This is a genomic window from Ruegeria sp. BE1 (genome assembly GCF_056538885.1).
Genome location: NZ_JBQFTY010000001.1, coordinates 1,113,276 through 1,133,851, shown reverse-complemented (window position 1 = coordinate 1,133,851; position 20,576 = coordinate 1,113,276). Strand labels below are relative to the sequence as shown.

Here is a 20,576-nt window from a genome sequence, read left to right as displayed (position 1 = left end):
CGATGAGATCATCATGAAATTTGTCACAACCCTTTCGCTCTGGGCTGGTGTGCTTGGGGCAATCCTACTGGCCGCGACCGGCGCGATGCTGACCTATGAGGTCGTCGCGCGGTATTTCTTTACCCGCCCCACGATCTGGGCTGCGGAACTCAGCCAGCTCTGCCTGATCTGGGGGTGTCTGCTGGCGATGGGCTGGGTGCTGCATCAGCGCCGGCATATCACCGTCAACGCGGTGACGAACCTGCTGCCCAAACCGGCGCAGCAGGTCTGCGTGGTCGTGGCCCTGCTTGTCATCATCGCGTTCTCGGTCATCGTCATGATCTGGGGGTGGCAAATTTTCTTCGACAGCCTGATCCGGGGACGCACGACCGGCTCGCTGCTGAATCTGCCGATCTGGATTGCCGAGCTTTCGGTTCCTGTTGGCTTTGCCCTGCTTACCGCGCAATCCGTGGTCGAATTGCTGAACCTCAAGGCCCGCGACCTGACAACATTGGGGAGCAGCCACGAATGACGATCCTGCTGATCCTTGTCTGCCTGTTTGCCCTGCTGCTGATCGGTGTTCCGGTGGCCTTTGCCCTGGGTGGGATCGGGCTGGGCATGCTGATTCTGGGCGGGTTCTCACCACTTATGGCGCCGCAGGCCATTCTGTCTACGCTGGACGGGTTTATCCTGCTGGCGGTGCCGCTGTTCCTGTTAATGTCCAATGTGCTGTTGAAAGGCGGCGTGGGTCGCGACCTGTTCGCAGCCGTTCAGGCTTGGGTCGGGCACTGGCCCGGCGGGCTGGCGGTTGCGACGATCCTCAGCTGCGGCTTGTTCGCCGCGATTTCCGGCTCATCCGTGGCGACGGCGGCTACGATTGGCACGGTGGCCATCCCCGAAATGGTCAGCCGAGGGTACGAGCGCCGCTTTGTCTACGGCCTGCTGGCGGCGGGCGGCACGCTGGGCATCCTGATCCCGCCCTCCATTCCGATGATCGTCTTCGGATTTGTGGCCGAGGAATCCGTGATCGCCCTGTTTCTGGCAGGCATCGGCCCGGGTCTGTTGCTGGTCGCGCTGTTCGTGGGATTTGCAATGATCCATGCACGGTTTTCCGACAGCTACACACCTGTACCAAAGGCCGACCGCAGGCAGAGGATCGACGCCTCTCTGCGCGCGACACCTTCGCTGGCGCTGGCGCTGCTGATCGTCCTTGGGCTTTACTCAGGGGCATTCACCCCGACCGAGGCCGCCGCCGTCGGCTTTGCAGCCGCGCTTTTGATCACAGGGCTGATCCTGCGCACTCTGACATGGTCGAAACTGTGGGAGGCCATTCGCGACAGTGCCATCACAACGGCCGCGATCCTGCTGATCATCGCTGGGGCCAAGATTTTCGGCAAAGCCATCGCGCTTTATCGGATTCCGCAGGACATCTCGGCCTTCATCGCCAGCAATATCGACGGTGCCCTTGTCTTCATCCTACTGGTCTCGGTCATTCTGCTGTTGATGGGGCTGGTGTTCGAGGCCCTGTCGATGATCCTGATCATGACCCCTGTCCTGTTGCCCGCAGCCATGGCGTTGGGGTTCGATCCGATCTGGTTCGGCATCTTCATGGTGATCATGGTGGAATGTGCCTTGATCACGCCGCCTGTAGGGCTAAACCTGTATGTCATTCAGGCCGTTGCCCGCGCCTCGCTGGGGGATGTGGCCAAGGGTGTCTTACCGTTTCTCGCTCTGTTGTTGGTGACAGCAATCATTCTTTACCTGTGGCCTGATCTGGCCCTCTATATTCCGTTTAAGTGGTGATAAAATGACCCAAACCGCGCGCTTGCGAAGCCTTTTGCAACAAGATCGCTGCCACATCATGCCCTGCTGTTTTGACGCGCTGTCCGCGAAACTCATCGCGCAGGAAGGCTATGATCTGACCTTCATGTCGGGCTTTGCAGCATCGGCCAGCAGGATTGGCGAACCCGATCTGGGCCTCATGAGCTATGGCGAGGTTCTGGATCAGGCGCGCAACATCGCGGGCGCGGTCAACATCCCCATGATCGGAGATGGCGATACCGGCTATGGCAACGCCATGAACGTCCGCCGCACGGTTGAGGGCTTTGCCCGCGCTGGCTGTGCGGCGGTAATGATCGAGGACCAACTGGCCCCCAAACGCTGTGGTCACACGCCGGGCAAGGCCGTTGTGAGCCGTGATGAAGCCTATGACCGCATCCGCGCTGCGGTGGATGCACAGACCGAGCTGCAAGAGGCCGGTCAAGATATCATGATCCTTGCACGGACCGATGCGCGCCACGAACACGGCATGTCCGAGGCAATCGCCCGGGCGGAACGCTTTGCCGAACTTGGGGCGGACATCCTGTTTGTCGAAGCCCCCAAGACCGAGGTTGAGATGCGGGTGATCTGCAGCGCCCTGCCCGGCCCAAAGATGGCCAATATCGTTGAGGGCGGCGAAACCCCCGACCTGCCGAACGCGGTGTTGCGTGACATTGGCTATTCCATTGCCGCCTATCCGCTGTCTTTGATGGCCGTTGCAATGCAGGCCATGGTCCAGACCCTTGGCGCAATGCGCAACGACGAGCGCCCCGGATTGATGGAGTTCTCAGAACTGCGCCGCAGGATTGGGTTCGATGACTATTATGAAACCTCCGAACGGTATCGTACGTCCAGCCGTCAGGCCGAATGACCAAAAGTGTTAGGTCAACGTCGAACACGCCCGTGCGCAGACAGCCTTGGATCACACGCGCACTTCGTTTGATCCAATGATCCGGCATGTTGTTGCCGTCCGTATTGGCCGGACCGGCGAACCCCGGCTCAATCCATGGAAATGAAAATAGTTTCAGGGATTTCCCCCTTTGCCTTCGGTTAGAATCCCATCACCAAGGCGGCACATTTTCCAAAGGAGACTCTCATGTCGCGTACTCTATTACTTGCAGTCGTCATCGCCGGACTTGGCGCTGGCGCCTATTATTACCTGACCCAACCTGAACCCACCCCTGCTGAGCAATTGGAAACAGCGGCACAAGACGTAGGGGATGCCGTCAGTGAAGCGGCAAGCTCAGTTTCCGAGCAAGCCAGTGACGCGGCCTCATCCCTTGTCGATCAGGCATCGGACGCGGCAGAACAAGCCAGCGAAGCAGCAACCGATCTGGCCAACCAGGCTGGTGAGGATGCGGCCGCACTGGCCAATCAGGGTCAGGACCTTCTGAACAGCTGGATCGAAAGCGGCGCCTTGTCGCTTGAGAATTTTGACTATGACACGGTGATGACCTCGATCGAGGACAGCGATCTGGCGCAAGAGATGAAAACACAGGCCATCCAGATTCTGGAGGATATCCAGGCATCGCCGGAAACCATCGCGATCAAACTGCAAGAGCTCAGAACTTTGCTGAGCGGACAGTGACCGAACCCCTTGCGTAAGGTCACACACGCGGAGCGTTGACCCGTTCCGTGGTATTTGTTTCGCTGCAAGACAAACGGCAAAGCGGAGAATTCGCTTTGCCGAACTGCGACAGATACCCCGTCGCAAGGATTTCTGAAGGAGCCCCCATGCCCGACCTGCCAGCAACCATGTTTGCCGTTATTCAAACTCAGGATGGCTATTCCGGCCAGGCTACAGGGCCGTCACTTGAGGACGCGTCTGATTGGTTGGCCGAGGCAGAGCTGCCTGTTCCCAACCCCGGGCCGGGTGAAGTATTGATCCGACTACGCGCCGCATCGGTGAACCCGTCCGACATCCATTTCATCAAGGGCGAATACGGACAGCCGCGTGTCCAAGGGGCCGCTGCCGGGTTCGAAGGCTGCGGAGATGTGGTGGCCACCGGCGCTGGGGCTGAGGCCCTGCAGGGTCAGCGCGTGGCTTTTGTCGCCGCCGCCGCCGGTGCCTGGGCGGAATATGTGGTCACGCAGGCTTTGATGTGCATCCCCCTGCGCCCTGACATCTCGGACGATGACGGGTCCGCCCAGATCGTAAATCCGATGACCGCAATGGCGATGGTCGATATTGCAAGGGCTGCGGGTGATGCGTTTGTTGTCTCAGCCGCGACCAGTCAGTTGGGTAAGCTCATGTGCAGCCTCGGGCGTGATCTGGGGCTGAAGCCCATCGCGCTGGTCAGGCGCGCTGAGGCTGCTTCTGCCCTACAGGGCCTTGGGGCCCACGCCGTGCTCGTGACCTCGGACCCGGATATGCCCGCACAATTTGCGTCCCTCAGCCGGCAGCTGAAACCCCGCGTGTTTCTGGACGCAGTTGCCGATCAGCTTTCGGAGCAGGTGTTTTGCGCCATGCCGAACGGCGCGCGGTGGGTGTGTTATGGCAAGCTCAGCGCCGAGTTGCCGAAGCTCACGCAGATGGGCCAGTTTATCTTTATGGGCAAACGGATCGAGGGGTTCTGGCTGACGAAATGGATGACCTCAACCCCTCCGGCCGATCAGATGCGTGTTGTGTCCGAGGTGCAGGCCCGATTTGCAGACGGACGATGGAAAACCGATGTTTCTGAACGGCTTGCGCTGCGAAATGTGATCTCTGACCTGGCGGGCGCGCTGAAAAAGAGTGACGGAAAGGTGATAATCACGCCATAGTGAACCCAAGCCTTGGGGGCGCAACGACCTCTGCGGCATCAACAACGTCGGGAAAACCGGTATTGGGAGGTGAACTTGGACAACGCGCAGCTGCTGATCAGCGGGCTGGCGAATGGCTGTGTCTACGGCCTGATCGCGCTTGGATTTGTTCTGATTTACAAAGCGACCGAAGCGGTGAATTTCGCGCAGGGCGATTTCATGATGTTGGGGGCCTTTGTCACCATCGGACTGACAAACACCGAATATATGGGGCTGCCTTTCTGGCTGGCGCTGCCAATCTCATTGGGGATCATGGGCGCGCTTGGGTATCTTTTGGATCGTCTGATCATCCGACGGCTGTTCGGAGAAAGCCAGACCGCTGTGGTGATCCTGACCATCGCTTTGGGCTTTGTGATCCGCTTTGTGGCCGGGCTGATCTGGGGGCATGAGCCGCAGACGCTGCAGAACCCGCTGGCCGGGAAAGAGGTGCGGTTCGGCGGGCTGGTTCTGGGGATGGAGGATGTGGCTGTCATCATCGTCACCATCCTGTTGACCTGGGGGCTGTATGTCTTCTTCAGCCGCACCAAGCTGGGTCTGGCGATGCAGGGGGCCTCACAAAACCAGTTGGCGGCGTATTACATGGGCGTTCCTGTCAAACGGGTGCAGGGCTTTATCTGGGGTTTGGCGGGTGTTGTGGCCGGGATCGCCGGCATTCTGTTCGCCGCCAAAGGGTCTGTCGACCCGACCACGGGTCTGCTGGGGATTAAGGCCTTTGCCGCCGCCGTTATTGGCGGTTTCGGCAGCCTGCCCGGCGCGCTGGCCGGAGGGCTGATCGTTGGTGTCATCGAACCCTTCGCCAGCCGCTATGTCGCCGCAGGCTATAGCCAGATCGCGCCTTATGCGTTGCTGCTGGCCGTACTGATCTTCCGGCCCAACGGGCTGTTCAGTCAGGTTCGGGTCAAAAAGGTCTAGGGGCATGCGGATCGTTTTCAAAACCAGCTACATGCAGGACATCCGCCCTTGGAAAGATGGCTATCAACTGGGCCTCTACCTGATCTTGCTGGCGGTCGTCGCGGCGGCCCCGTGGTGGCTGGACGATTTTTATCTGGGTGAGCTGACAAACGTCCTGATCTGGGCCATTGCCGGTCTGGGCCTGATGGTGCTGACCGGCCATACCGGTCAAGTCAGTCTGGGCCACGCCGCGTTTCTGGCCTTTGGGTGCTATGCAAATGTCATCTTGCTTGAGGCGGGCGTGCCGTTTTTGATCGCCTTTCCACTGGCCGGTATCTTGACCGGCATTGCGGGCGTAACCGTCGCAATCCCCGCCCTGCGACTGCATGGCATCTATCTGGCGATCTTCACCATGGCGTTGTCGATCCTGATGGATGACGTCATCGTTCTGGCCGAGCCGATCACAGGCGGCGTCGGCGGCAAGTTCATCGGCGGGGTCGATGTCTTTGGCCTGACCATCGACCGCTGGGGCACCCCTGCCCCCTTTTTCTGGCTGGTGCTGGTGGTCGCTGTTCTGGTGACGCTGGGATACATCAATCTGCTGCGCGCACCTTTGGGGCGCAGCTTCATCGCCGTGCGCGATTCCGAGGTCTCGGCCCAGGCGATGGGTATCGATATCGCGCGGACCAAGATGATCTCATTCGCGCTGTCCTGCGCGGTCACCGGTTGGGCGGGCGCGCTGATGGGCATGTTCTCGGGCGCGTTCAACAATGAGACGTTCAGCGTTCTGATCTCAATCCAGTTGCTGATGATGATCGTGATCGGTGGGCTGGGCTCGATCCATGGCGCGTTTCTGGGCGCGATTGTCATCGGTTTCCTGCCTCAGTTTCTATCGATCTCAAAGGAATATGTCGGCGCTTTGTTCGGCGGCAGCACCGTCGCCATACCGGGGCTGGAGTTTGGCATCTTCGGTATGATCCTGATCGGTTTCATCCTGTTTGAGCCGATGGGCATGTATGGCCGCTGGCTGAAAATCCGCACGTGGTTTGAGCTGTTCCCCTTCTACCGCAAGGACATGTTCAAACGTCAGAAATCCTACCTCAAGACGGAGCGCCTGAGATGAGCCTGCTTGAGTTTGAAAACGTCACTCTGAAATTCGGCGGCCTTACGGCAGTGAACGACCTTTCATTTTCGGTCGATGAAGGCGAGGTTTTTGCCATCGTTGGCCCCAATGGCGCGGGAAAATCGACCGTGTTCAACCTGATTTCGCGGTTCTACGATCCGTTTGACGGGTCGATCCGTTTTGACGGCCATGATCTGTTGCAGGTCAAACCCTCGGGCGTGGCGGCTTATGGGGTGGCGCGCACGTTCCAGAACATTGAGCTGTTCGAACATGCCACCGTGCTGCAGAACCTGCTGGTCGGGCGGCACCGCCATCGCAAAACCAATCTGCTGTCCGAGGTGTTTTTCCTGCCTTCGGCCCGGCGACAAGAGATCGAGAACCGTGAAAAGGTCGAGCAGATCATCGATTTCCTCGATTTGCAGGCGTATCGCGACAAGATGATCTCGGGCCTTCCTTATGGTGTGCGCAAAGTGGTCGAGGTCGCCCGCGCGCTGGCCACCGACCCCAAGCTGCTGTTGCTGGACGAACCGGCCTCGGGCCTGTCGGTCGAAGAGACCACGGATATGCGCTGGTGGATCGACGATATCCGGCGGCAGATGGGGATCACGGTGCTTATGGTCGAACATGACATGGGGCTGGTCTCGGGCGTATCCGACCGGGTGCTGGCGATGGCCGACGGTGCGATGCTGGCGCTGGGGACTCCGGCGCAGGTGCAATCGCACCCGGCGGTCGTCGAAGCTTATCTGGGTAAAGCTTCATGAGCGAACCGATCCTGACCATCCGCAATGTCGAAAGTTTCTATGGCCCGATCATGGCCATTCGCGGTGTTTCGCTGGACGTGCATCCGGGGCAAATCGTGTCGATCCTCGGCGCGAATGGTGCGGGCAAGACAACGCTGATGAAAACCGTGTCGGGTGTGATGGACCCTGAAAAGGGCAAAATCACCTTCGACGGCGAAGAAATTCAGGGGTCCGAGCCCCATAAGGTCGTGCAAAAAGGCATCGTCCACGTGCCCGAGGGACGCGAGGTGTTCCCCCTGCTTACGGTCGATGAAAACCTCAGCCTTGGGGCCTATACCGCATCGGACAAAGGCCAGATCGATCATGATCGCGAGCTGGTCTTTTCCTATTTCCCGATCCTGAAAGAACGCCGCACCCAAGAGGCCGGAACCCTGTCTGGCGGACAGCAGCAGATGCTGGCCATCGGGCGTGGGCTGATGGCCAGCCCCAAGATCATGCTGCTGGACGAACCCTCGCTGGGTTTGTCGCCGCTGCTAGTGCAGGAAATTTTCGGCATCCTCAAACGCCTGAATGACGAACAGGGCATGACCATGATGCTGGTTGAGCAGAACGCCAATGCAGCGCTGGAACTGGCCCACCATGGGTACGTGATGGAGGTCGGGCGCATCGTCATGGACGGTGCGGCGGATATGTTGATGCAATCCGAAGACATCCAGAACTTCTACCTGGGCGTGCAGGAAGAAGGCACGCGGGAAAACCGCCGCTGGAAACGCAAAAAGACCTGGAGGTAAGCGGCATGAACATCAGCACCCTGCCCCCTCAGACCAAGATTAACGGCATCCAGTACAACGCGACGCCCGGACAACGGCCCGTACTGGTCGATGAATGCAGGACCATCTGCGAACTGTTTCACAAACGATGTGCCGATCTGGGCGCGCGGACGGCGCATCGCGAAAAAGACCTCGGCATCTGGAAATCCTACAGCTGGGCCGACTACTGGCAGCATGCGACATGGATTGGGCTGGCCCTTCGCAAGTTGGGGCTGCAACGGGGCGAGGTCGTCTCGATCCTGTCCGAGGACCGCAAGGAATGGGCGTGGTTCGATATGGGTATTCAGGGGGTCGGCGGGATTGCCTCGGGCGTTTACACCACCGATTCCGCCAAGCAATTGAAATACCTGATCAATGACAGCGACAGCCGCTTTCTTGTCGTCGAGAATGAAGAGCAATTGGACAAGTTCCTTGAAATCGAGGACGAAGTGCCGGGCCTGCTGAATGTCATCACTCTGGAAGACGAGGGCCTGCACGATCTGCACCACGACCGCTGTATGATGATCGGCGATCTCTATGACCTCGGACGTCAGGCCGAGGCAGACGATCCCAGCCGGTTCCAGAGTGAAATCGCCCTGGCCTCGCCGCAGGATACCGCCCTTTTGGTCTATACCTCAGGCACGACCGGCATGTCCAAAGGGGCGATGCTGAGCCATGAAAACATCCTGGCCGCGATTGAGGCTGGGGCGCATGCCCTGCCCACATTGGAAAGTGATGAGCAGCTTTGTTTTCTGCCGCTCTGCCATATCCTTGAGCGCGACGTGTCGGTCTATTTGCCGCTGGCTTCGAAATGTGTGGTGAATTTCGCCGAAAGCCCCGAGACCGTGTTTGCCAACCTGCAAGAGGTCTCGCCCTCGACCTTCACCGCGGTTCCGCGCGTGTGGGAGAAGATTTATTCCTATGTCCAAATCCTGACACAGGACGCAACCCCTGCTGGGCGCACCGCGTTTCGCATGGCGTTGAAGGCTGGCTTTGCCCGCGCCGAATACATCCTGTCGGCGCAGCCCGTTCCCCCTGCGATTGCCGCGCAATTCTGGCTGTGGGACAGGCTGGTCCTGCGCAATCTGCGGCGGATGCTGGGGTTGGATCGGCTGCGCCGGGGCGGTTCCGGGGCCGCGCCCATCTCAGCGGATTTGCTGAAATGGTACTGGGCCATTGGTGTGCCGCTGGTCGAAGGGTTTGGCATGACCGAAACCTCGGGTCTGGCAACCCTGAACACGACGCAGCACAACAAGGTTGGCACCATCGGGCGCGCGGTGCCGGGCAATGACGTGCGCATCTCGGACGACGGTGAAATCCAGATCAAGGGCCTGAATGTCTTTCAGGGCTATTGGCGCAACAACGCCAAAACCGCCGAGACCTTCACTGCCGATGGCTGGCTGCGCACCGGTGATATGGGGCAAATCGACAGCGACGGCTATGTCACCATCACCGGCCGCCTGAAAGACATCATCATCACAGCGGGCGGCAAGAACATCACCCCGGCCGAGATCGAAAGCCGGTTGAAATTCAGCCCCTATATCTCGGATGCAGTCGTTATCGGTGATCAACGCAAATACCTGACGGCGCTAATAATGATCGATCAGGAAAACGTTGAGAAATTCGCACAGGATCGCAAGGTTCCGTTTTCGAACTTTGCCTCGCTCTGCGCCGCGACGGAGGTTCGGGACCGGATCGGCGCAGAGGTGGAAGCCGTCAACAGAGACTTCGCACGGGTCGAGCAGATCAAGGATTTCCGCCTGATCAACGTGCTGCTGACCGCCGACGATGATGAGCTGACGGCCACGATGAAGCTCAAGCGCAGCTTTGTTGAAAAGAAACACGCACATCTCATTGAAGACATGTACAAATAGAAAAGGGTTTACCCAAAGGGAGGAGAAACATGAGGAACGTGATCCAACAGTTGACTGCCGCCACCGCTTTGGCTGCTGCTGCCACGATGGCCAACGCACAAACGCAAGGCGTAACAGAGGATGAGATCGTCATCGGCTCGGTCAACGACCTGAGCGGTATATTCGCCGCCGTCGGAGTTCCTGCCACCAAAGGGGCCAATGTCGTGTTTGACCGCGTCAACGCCGAAGGCGGCGTACACGGCCGCACCATCCGCTTTGTGGTTGAAGATAACGGCTATCAGATGCCGCGCGCGATGCAGGGCTATAACAAGCTGCTCAATCGCGACAAGGTATTTGCCATGATGCAATCGCTGGGCACGCCCATGAACATGGCGGGATTTAAGCTGTTGGACCCAAAGGGTATTCCAAACGTTGCCCCGCTGACCGCTGCGCGGCAGATGCTGCAGGAACCGATGGATAACAAGTTCACTTCGTTCTCGACCTATTTCGATCAAAGCCGCGTTGGCGTGAAATATCTGGCTGACACCTTCGGGTCGCAAAGCGTCTGCACCATGTACCTGCCCACCGATTTTGGCGAGGAAATCCTTGAGGGCAGTCAGGCCGGTGCCGAAGAGGCCGGGATCGCCTTTGTGTCCGAGACCACGCATAAACCTGATGAAACCGATTTAGTGGGCTCGTTGAGCAAGCTCAAGGAAGAAGGCTGCGATATCGTCACCATGGCACTTGGCGTGCGTCAGGCGATCACCGTTGTTGGCACGGCCAAAAAGATGGGCCTGACGGATATGAAATTCCTGGGAACGTCGGCCAGTTTCCTGACCGTCGTGGCACAAGTTCCGGGCGGTGTGACAGATGGGTTCTACGCCGCGGCCTCATGGCAGGACCTGTGGGCACGGGCCGAGGAACCCGCCCCGGCTGCGTTTATCGAGGAATACAAAGCCGCGACCGGAGAAGACCCCGTCGGTTTTGCCATGCTGGGCTATTCCGCCGCCGAGATGATGGTCAAAGCGCTTGAGGCCGCAGGCCCCGACCTGACACATGAAAGCTTTATCGCCGCGATGGAGTCGTTGAACTACACGGATGAGCTGGTCGGCAATGAGATCACCTATGGTCCCGATGACCATCAAGGGGCTGACACGGTTTTCGTCAATGTGGTCGAAAACGGTGCCTGGAAGCTGGTTTACGAGGAATAAGCCAACAAAAAAGGGCTCGCATTTGCGAGCCCTTTGAAAGTCGTATTCCGCAGCGATTAACGCTTGGAGAACTGGAACGAACGACGCGCTTTGCGCTTACCGTATTTCTTACGTTCCACAACGCGGCTGTCGCGGGTCAGGAAGCCAGCGGCTTTCAGGGCACCACGCAGGCTGGGATCGTACAGCTGCAGCGCTTTCGAGATGCCGTGCTTGACCGCACCGGCCTGACCGGTCAGGCCACCGCCTTTGACGGTTGCAACAACGTCGAACTCACCTTCTACACCGGCAACCTGGAACGGCTGGCGCAGGATCAGCTGCAGAACGGGACGCGCAAAGTACTTGTCCTGGTCTTTGCCGTTCACGGTGACCTTGCCGGAACCCGGCTTGATCCAAACGCGGGCAACAGCGTCTTTACGCTTGCCGGTGGCGTAGGAGCGGCCCAGTTCGTCACGGACGGGCTCGCGCACGATGACTTCTTCGGCGACGGCTTCGACGCCTGCAACGGCGCTCAGCTCTTCGAGAGTATTGATCTGATCAGCCATGGTCATTAGCTCCGGGTGTTTTTCTTGTTCATGGACTTAACGTCCAGAACTTCGGGCGCTTGCGCCTCATGGGGATGCTCGGCACCGGCGTAAACGCGCAGGTTGGTCATCTGCTGGCGCGCCAGACGGTTGCCCGGCAGCATGCGCTTGACCGCCTGGGTCACGACGCGCTCGGGGTGTGCGCCTTCGAGGATCTGCTGCTTGGTGCGCGACTTGATGCCGCCCGGGTGACCCGTGTGCCAGTAGAAGTTTTCTTCGCGCTTCTTGCCGGTCATCTGGATTTTGTCAGCGTTGATCACGATGACATTGTCGCCCATGTCCATGTTCGGGGTGAACGACGCTTTGTGCTTGCCACGCAGACGCATGGCGACGATCGAGGCAAGACGGCCCAGAACAACGCCCTCGGCGTCGATCAGGATCCATTTCTTGTCGATGTCTGCAGGTGTTGCAGAAAAGGTTTTCATGGCAGGATAGTCCTGTTTGATGTGAAAGACCGCCCCATAGGTCGGAGCGGCCCGAATTCGATGGAGCGTATTTAGAGGGGAGCGCGGTGTAGGTCAACAACAGCAATGCCTTTTAAGTTAAGCAAAAACAATAACTTATAAAATAGGTATTATTTTACCCCACGCTTAGACGCTGATTTGCTCGGGTGGATTGTCCAAAAGGCCGCGCAGCCGCTGCATCGCATTTTCGAATGAGCTTTTCGCCACACGCGCATTGATGGCAATCCGTACCGCATGTGGGGCCCGACCATCGCGCAAAGCAAACTCGTCGGCGGAGCGGATTTGCACCCCTTCTGCCGCAGCGGCACGGCAAAACGCGGCAGAGCGCCAACCCGAGGGCAGTTTGAGCCACACGAACGGCACTTCGTAATGCCAAGTCAGATCAAAGCCGCCCAGTGTATTCACGGCGATCATGACGTATTTTGCAACGCCGTCCCGAACACTTTGGGCCAATTGCCGACTGCGGGGGTCGGACAGCAATATGCGCGTGACCTCGGCCAGCGGATGCGCAAGGCCAAAAAAGCCGTATTCGGCGACTTGCCGCAACTCGCTGCCCCGGCCTCGCGGCGCGATGGCAAAGCCGACCCGCAGAGCCGGGGTTAGGGTTTTCGAGATCGAACTCACATGCCAACCACTTTCCGGCATCAAAGCCCGATAGCCGGGCGCGCGGGCATCGCCGATGCGATAACAATCGTCCTCCAATATCTCCATCCCATGCTTGCGTGCGACACGCACCAACGCCTGCCGCCGTTCGATCGGAGTGTGCGTCGCCGTGGGATTTTGCACTTCGGGCGAGGTGCAAAACACCTGCGCCTTGGTTTGCCGCGCCAAGGCATCCAGCGCTTCGGGCAGGACGCCATGTTCGTCCATCGGCACCCCAACCACATCGGCCCGCAAAATCTGGGCCGAGCGCCGAAATCCTGCATAAGAAAGGTCTTCGACCAGAATTGTTGGCGCGGGGCCTTTCAGTACCGTTTGCAACACCAGCGAAATCGCATTCTGCCCGCCATGGGACAGGACCACGTCGCTTTCGTTGAGAACGCCCAAGGGCACATCGCTCAACCAATCGACGACGGCCTGCCGGACCGGTCTGTACGCGTCCCGGCTGGGGTAGTTCAGAAAATCCTCGGCCGGGCCTTTGGAGGTTTCGACAAGGGCGGCACGGACCGCACTCACCTGCCCTACGTCTGGCAGCAATGGGCTGAACAGGCGAACAGCGTCGGTCTCGGGCGGTTCGGTCTGCCGCGCCCAAATATCATCCAGGACCGGAGTGCGCGGCTGGGCGACAAATGTACCACGTCCGACCTCGGCCTGTAGCAAACCTTCATCGGTCAGAATCGTGTAGGCTCGCGCAACTGTTCCCGGTGTTATTTGTAACCGATACGCCAGTTCCCGCACCGGCGGCAGTTTCGTACCAACTTCCAGCAGCTTGTTATCAATGGCTTTTCGGATTGTGTCGGCCACCAATGTGTATTTAGGACCTTTGGACTTTGGCAGGGAGTCGGGCCAAATTGTATCCATTACAATTCTTCCTTTGATTTTGACACAATCAAGAATGTATCAAATACATGTACCGAACATTTACGCTTTGTGTCAATACAATTTGAAAGGATACCCACTATGACACGCGCTATGCACACCCCCGCCCTTATGTTGCTGAACGACAGCCCCCGGCTGCCGCTGGTCGCATCGCTGGCAGTACGGTTTGCGGCGACTGTGACAAAGTGGGAACGCCAACGCCGCAGCCGCGTGAACCTGTCAAATCTGGATGACCGGATGCTCAAGGATGTCGGGCTGACCAGATACCAGGCCCGTCAGGAATACAGCCGCTATTTCTGGCAGGACTAAGCTTCCCCAGTCCCATTACGGGACCTCTTCCTGGCCGGGCATTGCCCGGCCTTTTTTATCCGAACGCGGCTGCTGCGGACCCTTCGGGCGGAAGGGAATAGGTCATGGTGGCCCGCGCCACCGGCTTGTCGGATCCTTCCGAGAACATCAACACATCCCCAACCGCAAGGCTGCGACCAAGTTTCAGCAACCGGCAATGGGCGATCATATCCTTGCCCCCTTCGGGTTTTCGCAGGAAATCCAATGAGCTGTTCGTGGTCACCGCCAGCGATTGCCGCCCCTTGCGCGCCAGCACCATGGCATAGACACAGACATCCGCCAGCCCGAACATGGTCGGCCCCGAGACCGTTCCGCCGGGGCGCAGGTGTTTGTCCTGAACCAACAGTCGCATGACGATTGTATCCTCGGTCAGGTCTTCAACTACGAAATCGTGGCGCACCTGGGGGAAAACCTGCCGCAGGTAATCCATCACCTCGTCCCGATCCATTTCCAACGCCATGCTTCCCCTCCGTGCTCTGCCGACCTAGAGTTGGCCTGACATCAGATCGGAGGGCAAGATGGCAATTCTGGAACGTAACGACAAAGATGCGGTGGCGACCCTGAAAATGAACGCGCCCGAACGTCTGAATGCCCTCAGCGACGAGATGCTGGCCGCCCTTCAGACAGAATTCAACGCCCTGCGCGACGACAGCACGATTCGCGCCGTGATCCTCAGGGGCGAAGGCAAGGCGTTCTGCGCGGGTCACGATCTGAAACAGATGACGGCTGGGCGGCAGGCCGAAGATGGCGGCAAAGCTTATTTCGAGGACCTGTTTTCCCGATGCGCCAGGATGATGCTGTCGATCCAGTCCCTGCCCCAGCCCGTTATCGCGCAAGTCCACGGCATCGCCACCGCTGCGGGCTGCCAGCTGGTCGCCACCTGCGATCTGGCAGTGGCGGCAGAAGGCACGCGGTTTGGCGTCAACGGCGTGAATATCGGCCTGTTCTGCTCGACCCCCATGGTAGCGCTGAGCCGCAACATCCCACGCAAACGCGCGTTTGAGATGCTGACCACCGGCGATTTCATATCAGCCGAAAAAGCAGCGGAACTGGGGCTGATCAACCGCGTTGTGCCGGAAATGTTGCTGGAGCATGAAACCTCAGCCCTTGCGGATCAGCTGGCCTCCAAGCTGGGATCGGCGGTGAAGATCGGCAAGCAAGCCTTTTATCAGCAGCTCGATATGCCCATTGAACAGGCATATTCCTACACCGGAGAGGTAATGGCACAGAATATGCTGCATAGAGATACCGAAGAAGGAATATCTGCATTTATCGAAAAAAGACCGCCAAATTGGCATCAATGAGGCAATTGTTGTCAACATTTTTAAGGACTGTTCGCATTTTTGCACTTTTCAAAAAGGCAACACTGTGGCAAAGCTGGGACAGGGCGTAAGCTCTGGATACATTTTTTGGGTCGCCGTGGGCGGAAGGTCCCTCCAAGCTGGTTTCTCTCACCGGCGTTGACATACCCGCAGCGGCGACCCCAAAATCCCCTCTCTCAATTTCCTGACCTGATCCGTTGCGTTGTGCTGTGCTGTGCCCTATGTGGCAGCCCATGACACAGAAATTGCATATCGTGGGCGGCGGGATGGCCGGGTCCGAGGCCGCATGGCAGGCGGCGGAAATGGGCGTGGATGTGGTGATCCACGAAATGCGCCCCAAGGTCGGCACCTTTGCGCACCAAACCGGCAACCTGGCCGAGATGGTGTGTTCAAACTCTTTCCGCTCCGACGATGACGAACAAAACGCGGTTGGTCTGCTGCATTGGGAAATGCGTGCCGCAAACGGTTTGATCATGACCACCGCCGATGCGCATCGCCTGCCCGCTGGCGGCGCGCTGGCCGTGGACCGCGACCCCTTTGCCGAGGCCGTTACAGCCAAGCTGCGCGCACACCCCCGCGTCGAGGTTACGGATGAAGAGGTCACCGCCCTGCCCGACGACGGCCATTGGATCTTTGCAACCGGCCCGCTGACCTCGGCCGCGCTGGGTGAGGCTATTCGCCTCGAAACCGGCGCCGAGTCCCTGGCGTTCTTTGATGCCATTGCCCCCATCGTCTACGCCGACAGCATCGACATGAGCAAAGCGTGGATGCAATCGCGCTATGACAAGGGTGAGACCGAGGAAGAACGTACCGCCTATCTCAACTGCCCGATGGATCGCGATCAGTACGAGGCGTTCATCGATGCCCTTCTGGCCGCCGACAAGACCGAGTTCCACGAGGGCGAAACCGCAGGCTATTTCGACGGCTGCCTGCCGATCGAGGTGATGTCGGAACGTGGCCGCGAAACCCTGCGCCATGGCCCGATGAAGCCGGTTGGCCTGACGAACCCGCACCAGCCGGACGTCAAACCGCATGCGGTGGTGCAGTTGCGCCGGGACAATGCGCTTGGCACGCTGTTCAATATCGTGGGCTTTCAGACCAAGATGAAATACGGCGCGCAGACCGAGGTGTTCCGTATGATCCCGGGTCTGGAAAACGCCAGCTTTGCGCGGTTGGGCGGAATTCACCGGAATACGTTCATCAACTCTCCCACCCTTTTGGACGCGCAGATGCGGTTGAAATCCAAGCCCAACATCCGCTTTGCCGGGCAGATCACCGGGGTTGAGGGCTATGTGGAAAGTGCGGCCATGGGGTTGTTGGCAGGCCGGCTGGCAGCCGCTGAAATCATGGGCCAAACGCTGCCCGAGGTGCCGCAGGACAGCGCCATGGGGGCCTTGATCCACCACATCACCGGTGGCGCCGAGGCCAAGACCTTTCAGCCGATGAACGTCAATTTTGGCCTGTTCCGTCCTGTCGATGGGCTGAAAGGCGGTCGCCGTGGGCGTAAGGACCGGTACAAAGCCTATACGGATCGCGCCAAAGCCGAATGGGAAAGCTGGCTGTCGCATTGCTGACTGGACGTCTTGGGCCTGCCCGACGTAACATCAGTGCATGAGCGACGAGAACTTCAAAGACGCCTACGCCTTGGAAAACCCCAAGGATACACATGCACACTATCAAAAATGGGCAGCCTCTTATGACGCTGAAGTTGGCGCACACGGCTACGCCACCCCAGGTCGGGTGGCCGAAGCGTTGTGGTCAAAAATGCCGGAACCTCAGACACCTCTGCTGGACTACGGATGTGGCACCGGCCTGTCGGGCGAGGCCCTGAAGGCCGCCGGATTTCAGGTGATCGACGGGGTGGATCCGACGCCCAAGATGCTTGAGGGTGCTGAGGCCAAAGGTATCTACCGCACCTTGTCCACGTTTGAGATCACCGATCCGAACCCTTTGGAACAAGATGCTTACAAAGCTATTGCCGCGATTGGTGTGATCGGCGCGGGGGCCGCACCGCCCAGTGTTTTGGACATGTTGATGCATGCGCTGCCTAAAAACGGGCTTTTGGCGTTTTCCTTCAACGATCAAACGCTTAAGGACGTGTCCTATACCTGTCGTCTGAATGACTGGCTGGACATGGGCGCAGCCCGGTTGCTGTTTCGGGAATATGGTCCGCACCTGCCCGGGATGGACTTGAAGTCAGACGTTTATGTTGTTGAGAAAGCGTGACATTTAGAACCCGGTTTGCGCCATCCCCCACAGGACCTTTGCATTTGGGGCACGCCTACTCGGCGCTGCTGGCCCATGATCTGGCAACGGTCCGGGGCGGTGAATTTTTGCTGCGCATTGAAGACATCGATCAGTCCCGCTCTCGCCCCAATTGGGAAGAGCAGATTTACGATGATCTGCAATGGCTGGGTCTGGACTGGCCCGAACCCGTGATGCGTCAGTCTGAGCGGTCCGGGGCCTATGATGCCGCTCTGGACGATCTGTGGGCGCGTGGGCTGCTTTATCCCTGCACCTGCAACCGCAAGGACATTGCCGCCGCCGCAAGCGCTCCGCAGGAAGGTGCACCCCTGCTTGGGCCGGATGGGATCATCTATCCCGGAACGTGCCGGACAAAATGGCGCGATGCGATGGCGCAAGAGCCGCGCCCCAAAGACATCCCATTGCGCCTGAACATGGCTGCGGCAGGTCGTTTGATCCTGTCACAAAACGCAGAACCTACGGGTTCCTTTGTGGAAAACGGAGACGGAGAAACCGGAACGATCCTGTTCACACCAGATGAATTGACAGAAACGATCGGTGACGTCGTGCTGTCCCGGCGCGACATGGGAACGTCCTATCACCTGTCCGTCGTGTTGGATGACGCAGCCCAAGGGATAACCCATGTCATTCGCGGTCAGGATCTGTTCGAAGCCACCCGCATTCACGTTGTCCTGCAGGCTCTGCTTGGGCTGCCGACCCCGCAATACCTGCACCATCGCTTGATCCGGGACGACGCGGGCAAACGTCTGGCAAAACGCGACGACGCGCGAGCGATTTCGAAATACCGCGCCGACGGGGCCTCGCCCGCTGATATTCGACGCATGGTGGGCCTCTGACCCGATCACTCCATCGGGTACATCAGCTCAACCTCCTGCCCGTCCCGCACTGCGGTATAAAAGCAGGTCCGCCGATTGGTGTGGCAGGCTGCACCCGTCTGGTTGATCAGAACCAAAATGCAATCCCTGTCGCAGTCAAAGCGGAAATCCACCAATTCCTGCGTGTGGCCCGAGGTTTCGCCCTTGATCCAAAACGATTGACGCGACCGCGACCAATAGGTCACGCGCCCGGTTTCCAGTGTTTTTTCAATGGCCTGTACATTCATCCAGGCCATCATCAACACTTCGCCCGACTGCGCATCCTGTGCAATCGCGGGGATCAGACCAGCCTCGTTAAACTTCAGGGCGGATGGGTCGAAAGTAGCAGTCGCGGACATAAGAAAAACCTTTTGCATCCCGGTGGATGCTCACTATGTATGAGGAACGGACAACGAGGGAAAGCCATGTCTGGCGAGAACGATCTGATCAAGCTCTATTCCGGCCGCATTCTGGCACTGGCTGCGGATATCCCACATCTCGACCGGCTCAAGGATGCCGATGCCACGGTCAAAAAGCGCTCGCCCCTGTGTGGGTCGACCGTCACTGTCGACGTGTCCATGCAGGATGGCAAGGTTTCCGAATTCGGGCAGGATGTCAAAGCCTGTGCCCTGGGTCAGGCGTCTGCCTCGGTTGTTGGCAACGCTATTCTGGGCACCACGCGCGCGCAGGTTGAAACCGCGCGTGACCAGCTGTCTGCCATGCTGAAAAAGGATGGCCCGGCGCCCGATGCGCCTTTTGACGGGCTTGAGGTTCTGATCCCCGCGCGGGATTACAAGAACCGCCATGCGTCCATCCTTTTGGCGCTTGAGGCTGCGGCCGAAGCGATGGAGCAGGCAGAACAGGCTAATTGCGCATAACAATGGCGTTTTCCGCCGATCCGGGGTAGTCACAGATAACGCCGGGGGATTGGTTTGGAAAAGCTGCTTGAACATTTCGTTACGCTTTGGGTCGTCATCGACCCGATCGGAACCATCCCTGTTTTCATCGCTGTAACGGCGGGCCTATCCACAAAAGCCCGCCGCAAAACCGCCCTGTTGGCCGCCTTGGTCAGCGCGGGTGTTTTGTTGTTCTTCCTCGTCTTTGGTCAGTTACTGATCGAGGCTTTGGATATAGGACTAAATTCCTTCCAAGTGGCTGGCGGCATCATCCTGTTCCTGTTCGCCCTGACCATGATCTTTGGCGAAAGCAAGCAGGTTGTTGAACAGCACGAAGCCGAAGAAGAGATGGAGAAATCGGCCAACAAGCCAAACCCCGCGATTTTTCCGCTGGCCGTTCCGTCACTGGCCTCGCCCGGCGCGATGCTTGCCATTGTCATCCTGACCGACAACCACCGCTACAGCGCCGCAGATCAGGGGATCACAGCGCTGGTCATGCTAACGGTGGTGCTGATTGCCTTTGTTCTGATGCTGCTGGCCGACCCAATCATCCGTTTGATCCGCTATTCCGGCGCTGCAATTATCAGTCGCGTGATGGGCATGATCCTAGCCTCGGTCGCTGTAAACTCGGTCCTGTCTGCGATGATCAAGATCATCCAAACCGGTGAATTGTAAGAAAAAACCGCCGCACCTTCCGGGCGGAAAGGGCGGCGGCAGGTTGTGCGTTTCTCATGTGGGGTCCGGGTAACCGCATGAGGCCGAGGCAGGCCTCTCAAGGGAATTGGGACAGGCAGGTCACCCTTGACTGAAATGGGGATGACAGCGCGGTATTTTCGGCACGAGATCGCAGGCAGAAAGGCTTAGAACGTCCCCGGCAGGTGAAGGGCAACCATCAGCATGACGATCAAAGATACGGCCCCTGCAGCATCTTGCACAATCGTCGATTGCGAACGGCTCAGGGCGGTTTTGATCTGGGTCAGCATGGTCTCACCTCCGGTCGAGATTTAATCCTTTGTTGACCTTTTGTTCTCATATTTTACCGAGTCGGTAAAGAACTTTTTGAGAACATTTGCGAACTTAC

Annotated in this window: 24 protein-coding genes; 18 read left to right on the top strand and 6 right to left on the bottom strand. The window is 58.6% G+C overall.

The genetic code is table 11. The annotated features are described in order from the left end of the window. The first annotated feature begins 13 nt into the window (after positions 1 to 13). From ACR0J5_RS05645 to ACR0J5_RS05595, 11 genes are all read left to right on the top strand, one after another. Entirely contained in the window at positions 14 to 511 is a 498-nt protein-coding gene (locus ACR0J5_RS05645; RefSeq protein ID WP_480651222.1) for a TRAP transporter small permease, read from the top strand. After that, positions 508 to 1,782: a TRAP transporter large permease gene (locus tag ACR0J5_RS05640; RefSeq protein ID WP_480651220.1), complete on the top strand. Its 1,275-nt coding sequence runs from the start codon at positions 508 to 510 to the stop codon at positions 1,780 to 1,782. Before ACR0J5_RS05645 ends, ACR0J5_RS05640 begins: the two co-directional genes overlap by 4 nt. A gap of 4 nt (positions 1,783 to 1,786) precedes the next feature. After that, positions 1,787 to 2,668 (top strand): isocitrate lyase/PEP mutase family protein, encoded by an 882-nt coding sequence (locus ACR0J5_RS05635; protein ID WP_480651218.1) that lies wholly within the window; start codon positions 1,787 to 1,789, stop codon positions 2,666 to 2,668. A 225-nt stretch (positions 2,669 to 2,893) separates the two neighbouring features. After that, complete coding sequence (locus ACR0J5_RS05630) at positions 2,894 to 3,385, top strand: hypothetical protein (RefSeq protein ID WP_480651216.1); 492 nt, start codon at positions 2,894 to 2,896, stop codon at positions 3,383 to 3,385. A 146-nt stretch (positions 3,386 to 3,531) separates the two neighbouring features. Next, complete coding sequence (locus tag ACR0J5_RS05625; protein WP_480651215.1) at positions 3,532 to 4,560, top strand: alcohol dehydrogenase catalytic domain-containing protein; 1,029 nt, start codon at positions 3,532 to 3,534, stop codon at positions 4,558 to 4,560. Between the two features lie 75 nt (positions 4,561 to 4,635). Further along, positions 4,636 to 5,511: a branched-chain amino acid ABC transporter permease gene (locus tag ACR0J5_RS05620; protein WP_480651213.1), complete on the top strand. Its 876-nt coding sequence runs from the start codon at positions 4,636 to 4,638 to the stop codon at positions 5,509 to 5,511. A gap of 4 nt (positions 5,512 to 5,515) precedes the next feature. After that, positions 5,516 to 6,613, top strand: coding sequence for a branched-chain amino acid ABC transporter permease (locus tag ACR0J5_RS05615; protein WP_480651211.1), 1,098 nt, complete (start codon positions 5,516 to 5,518; stop codon positions 6,611 to 6,613). Further along, positions 6,610 to 7,374 carry an ABC transporter ATP-binding protein gene (locus ACR0J5_RS05610; protein ID WP_480651209.1) on the top strand — a complete coding sequence of 255 codons (765 nt, stop codon included), beginning with the start codon at positions 6,610 to 6,612 and terminating at the stop codon, positions 7,372 to 7,374. Before ACR0J5_RS05615 ends, ACR0J5_RS05610 begins: the two co-directional genes overlap by 4 nt. After that, positions 7,371 to 8,144 (top strand): ABC transporter ATP-binding protein, encoded by a 774-nt coding sequence (locus ACR0J5_RS05605; RefSeq protein ID WP_480651207.1) that lies wholly within the window; start codon positions 7,371 to 7,373, stop codon positions 8,142 to 8,144. The genes ACR0J5_RS05610 and ACR0J5_RS05605 overlap by 4 nt, the downstream gene beginning before the upstream one ends. A gap of 5 nt (positions 8,145 to 8,149) precedes the next feature. Next, positions 8,150 to 10,036 (top strand): AMP-dependent synthetase/ligase, encoded by a 1,887-nt coding sequence (locus ACR0J5_RS05600; RefSeq protein WP_480651205.1) that lies wholly within the window; start codon positions 8,150 to 8,152, stop codon positions 10,034 to 10,036. A gap of 29 nt (positions 10,037 to 10,065) precedes the next feature. After that, complete coding sequence (locus tag ACR0J5_RS05595) at positions 10,066 to 11,226, top strand: ABC transporter substrate-binding protein (RefSeq protein WP_480651203.1); 1,161 nt, start codon at positions 10,066 to 10,068, stop codon at positions 11,224 to 11,226. A gap of 56 nt (positions 11,227 to 11,282) precedes the next feature. Here ACR0J5_RS05595 and rpsI read toward each other — a convergent pair whose 3' ends face one another. From rpsI to ACR0J5_RS05580, 3 genes are all read right to left on the bottom strand, one after another. Beyond that, positions 11,283 to 11,768, bottom strand: coding sequence for a 30S ribosomal protein S9 (gene rpsI / locus ACR0J5_RS05590; protein WP_480590939.1), 486 nt, complete (start codon positions 11,766 to 11,768; stop codon positions 11,283 to 11,285). A gap of 5 nt (positions 11,769 to 11,773) precedes the next feature. Beyond that, a complete protein-coding gene (gene rplM / locus ACR0J5_RS05585) occupies positions 11,774 to 12,232 on the bottom strand; it encodes a 50S ribosomal protein L13 (RefSeq protein ID WP_039536983.1) in 459 nt (152 codons plus the stop codon). 165 nt (positions 12,233 to 12,397) lie between these two features. Beyond that, a complete protein-coding gene (locus tag ACR0J5_RS05580) occupies positions 12,398 to 13,792 on the bottom strand; it encodes an aminotransferase-like domain-containing protein (protein WP_480651201.1) in 1,395 nt (464 codons plus the stop codon). A 99-nt stretch (positions 13,793 to 13,891) separates the two neighbouring features. Between ACR0J5_RS05580 and ACR0J5_RS05575 the strand changes: the two genes are divergently transcribed. Then, positions 13,892 to 14,119, top strand: a complete 228-nt coding sequence (locus ACR0J5_RS05575) for a DUF1127 domain-containing protein (RefSeq protein WP_480651199.1) — start codon at positions 13,892 to 13,894, stop codon at positions 14,117 to 14,119. A gap of 55 nt (positions 14,120 to 14,174) precedes the next feature. Here the strand turns inward: ACR0J5_RS05575 and ACR0J5_RS05570 are convergent, their stop codons facing one another. Next, the gene (locus ACR0J5_RS05570) at positions 14,175 to 14,618 is read right to left on the bottom strand and encodes a PaaI family thioesterase (protein ID WP_480651197.1); all 444 of its coding nucleotides are present in this window, start codon (positions 14,616 to 14,618) and stop codon (positions 14,175 to 14,177) included. A 58-nt stretch (positions 14,619 to 14,676) separates the two neighbouring features. Between ACR0J5_RS05570 and ACR0J5_RS05565 the strand changes: the two genes are divergently transcribed. From ACR0J5_RS05565 to gluQRS, 4 genes are all read left to right on the top strand, one after another. Then, positions 14,677 to 15,462, top strand: coding sequence for an enoyl-CoA hydratase (locus tag ACR0J5_RS05565; RefSeq protein WP_480651195.1), 786 nt, complete (start codon positions 14,677 to 14,679; stop codon positions 15,460 to 15,462). A gap of 251 nt (positions 15,463 to 15,713) precedes the next feature. Further along, positions 15,714 to 17,054, top strand: a complete 1,341-nt coding sequence (trmFO, locus tag ACR0J5_RS05560; protein WP_480651193.1) for a methylenetetrahydrofolate--tRNA-(uracil(54)-C(5))-methyltransferase (FADH(2)-oxidizing) TrmFO — start codon at positions 15,714 to 15,716, stop codon at positions 17,052 to 17,054. A 37-nt stretch (positions 17,055 to 17,091) separates the two neighbouring features. Then, positions 17,092 to 17,706 carry a class I SAM-dependent DNA methyltransferase gene (locus ACR0J5_RS05555; RefSeq protein WP_480651191.1) on the top strand — a complete coding sequence of 205 codons (615 nt, stop codon included), beginning with the start codon at positions 17,092 to 17,094 and terminating at the stop codon, positions 17,704 to 17,706. Then, positions 17,703 to 18,581 carry a tRNA glutamyl-Q(34) synthetase GluQRS gene (gluQRS, locus tag ACR0J5_RS05550; RefSeq protein ID WP_480651189.1) on the top strand — a complete coding sequence of 293 codons (879 nt, stop codon included), beginning with the start codon at positions 17,703 to 17,705 and terminating at the stop codon, positions 18,579 to 18,581. Before ACR0J5_RS05555 ends, gluQRS begins: the two co-directional genes overlap by 4 nt. 5 nt (positions 18,582 to 18,586) lie before the next feature. Here the strand turns inward: gluQRS and hisI are convergent, their stop codons facing one another. Continuing rightward, positions 18,587 to 18,976 (bottom strand): phosphoribosyl-AMP cyclohydrolase, encoded by a 390-nt coding sequence (hisI, locus tag ACR0J5_RS05545; protein ID WP_480651187.1) that lies wholly within the window; start codon positions 18,974 to 18,976, stop codon positions 18,587 to 18,589. 48 nt (positions 18,977 to 19,024) lie between these two features. On the opposite strand from hisI, the gene ACR0J5_RS05540 reads away from it, so the two are divergent. Together ACR0J5_RS05540 and ACR0J5_RS05535 are read left to right on the top strand one after the other, a co-directional pair. After that, positions 19,025 to 19,477: an iron-sulfur cluster assembly scaffold protein gene (locus tag ACR0J5_RS05540; protein ID WP_480651185.1), complete on the top strand. Its 453-nt coding sequence runs from the start codon at positions 19,025 to 19,027 to the stop codon at positions 19,475 to 19,477. A 54-nt stretch (positions 19,478 to 19,531) separates the two neighbouring features. Further along, entirely contained in the window at positions 19,532 to 20,170 is a 639-nt protein-coding gene (locus ACR0J5_RS05535) for a MarC family protein (RefSeq protein ID WP_480651183.1), read from the top strand. 185 nt (positions 20,171 to 20,355) lie between these two features. On the opposite strand, the gene ACR0J5_RS05530 is transcribed toward ACR0J5_RS05535, so the two are convergent. Beyond that, complete coding sequence (locus tag ACR0J5_RS05530) at positions 20,356 to 20,478, bottom strand: hypothetical protein (RefSeq protein WP_480651181.1); 123 nt, start codon at positions 20,476 to 20,478, stop codon at positions 20,356 to 20,358. Between the last annotated feature and the right edge of the window lie 98 nt (positions 20,479 to 20,576).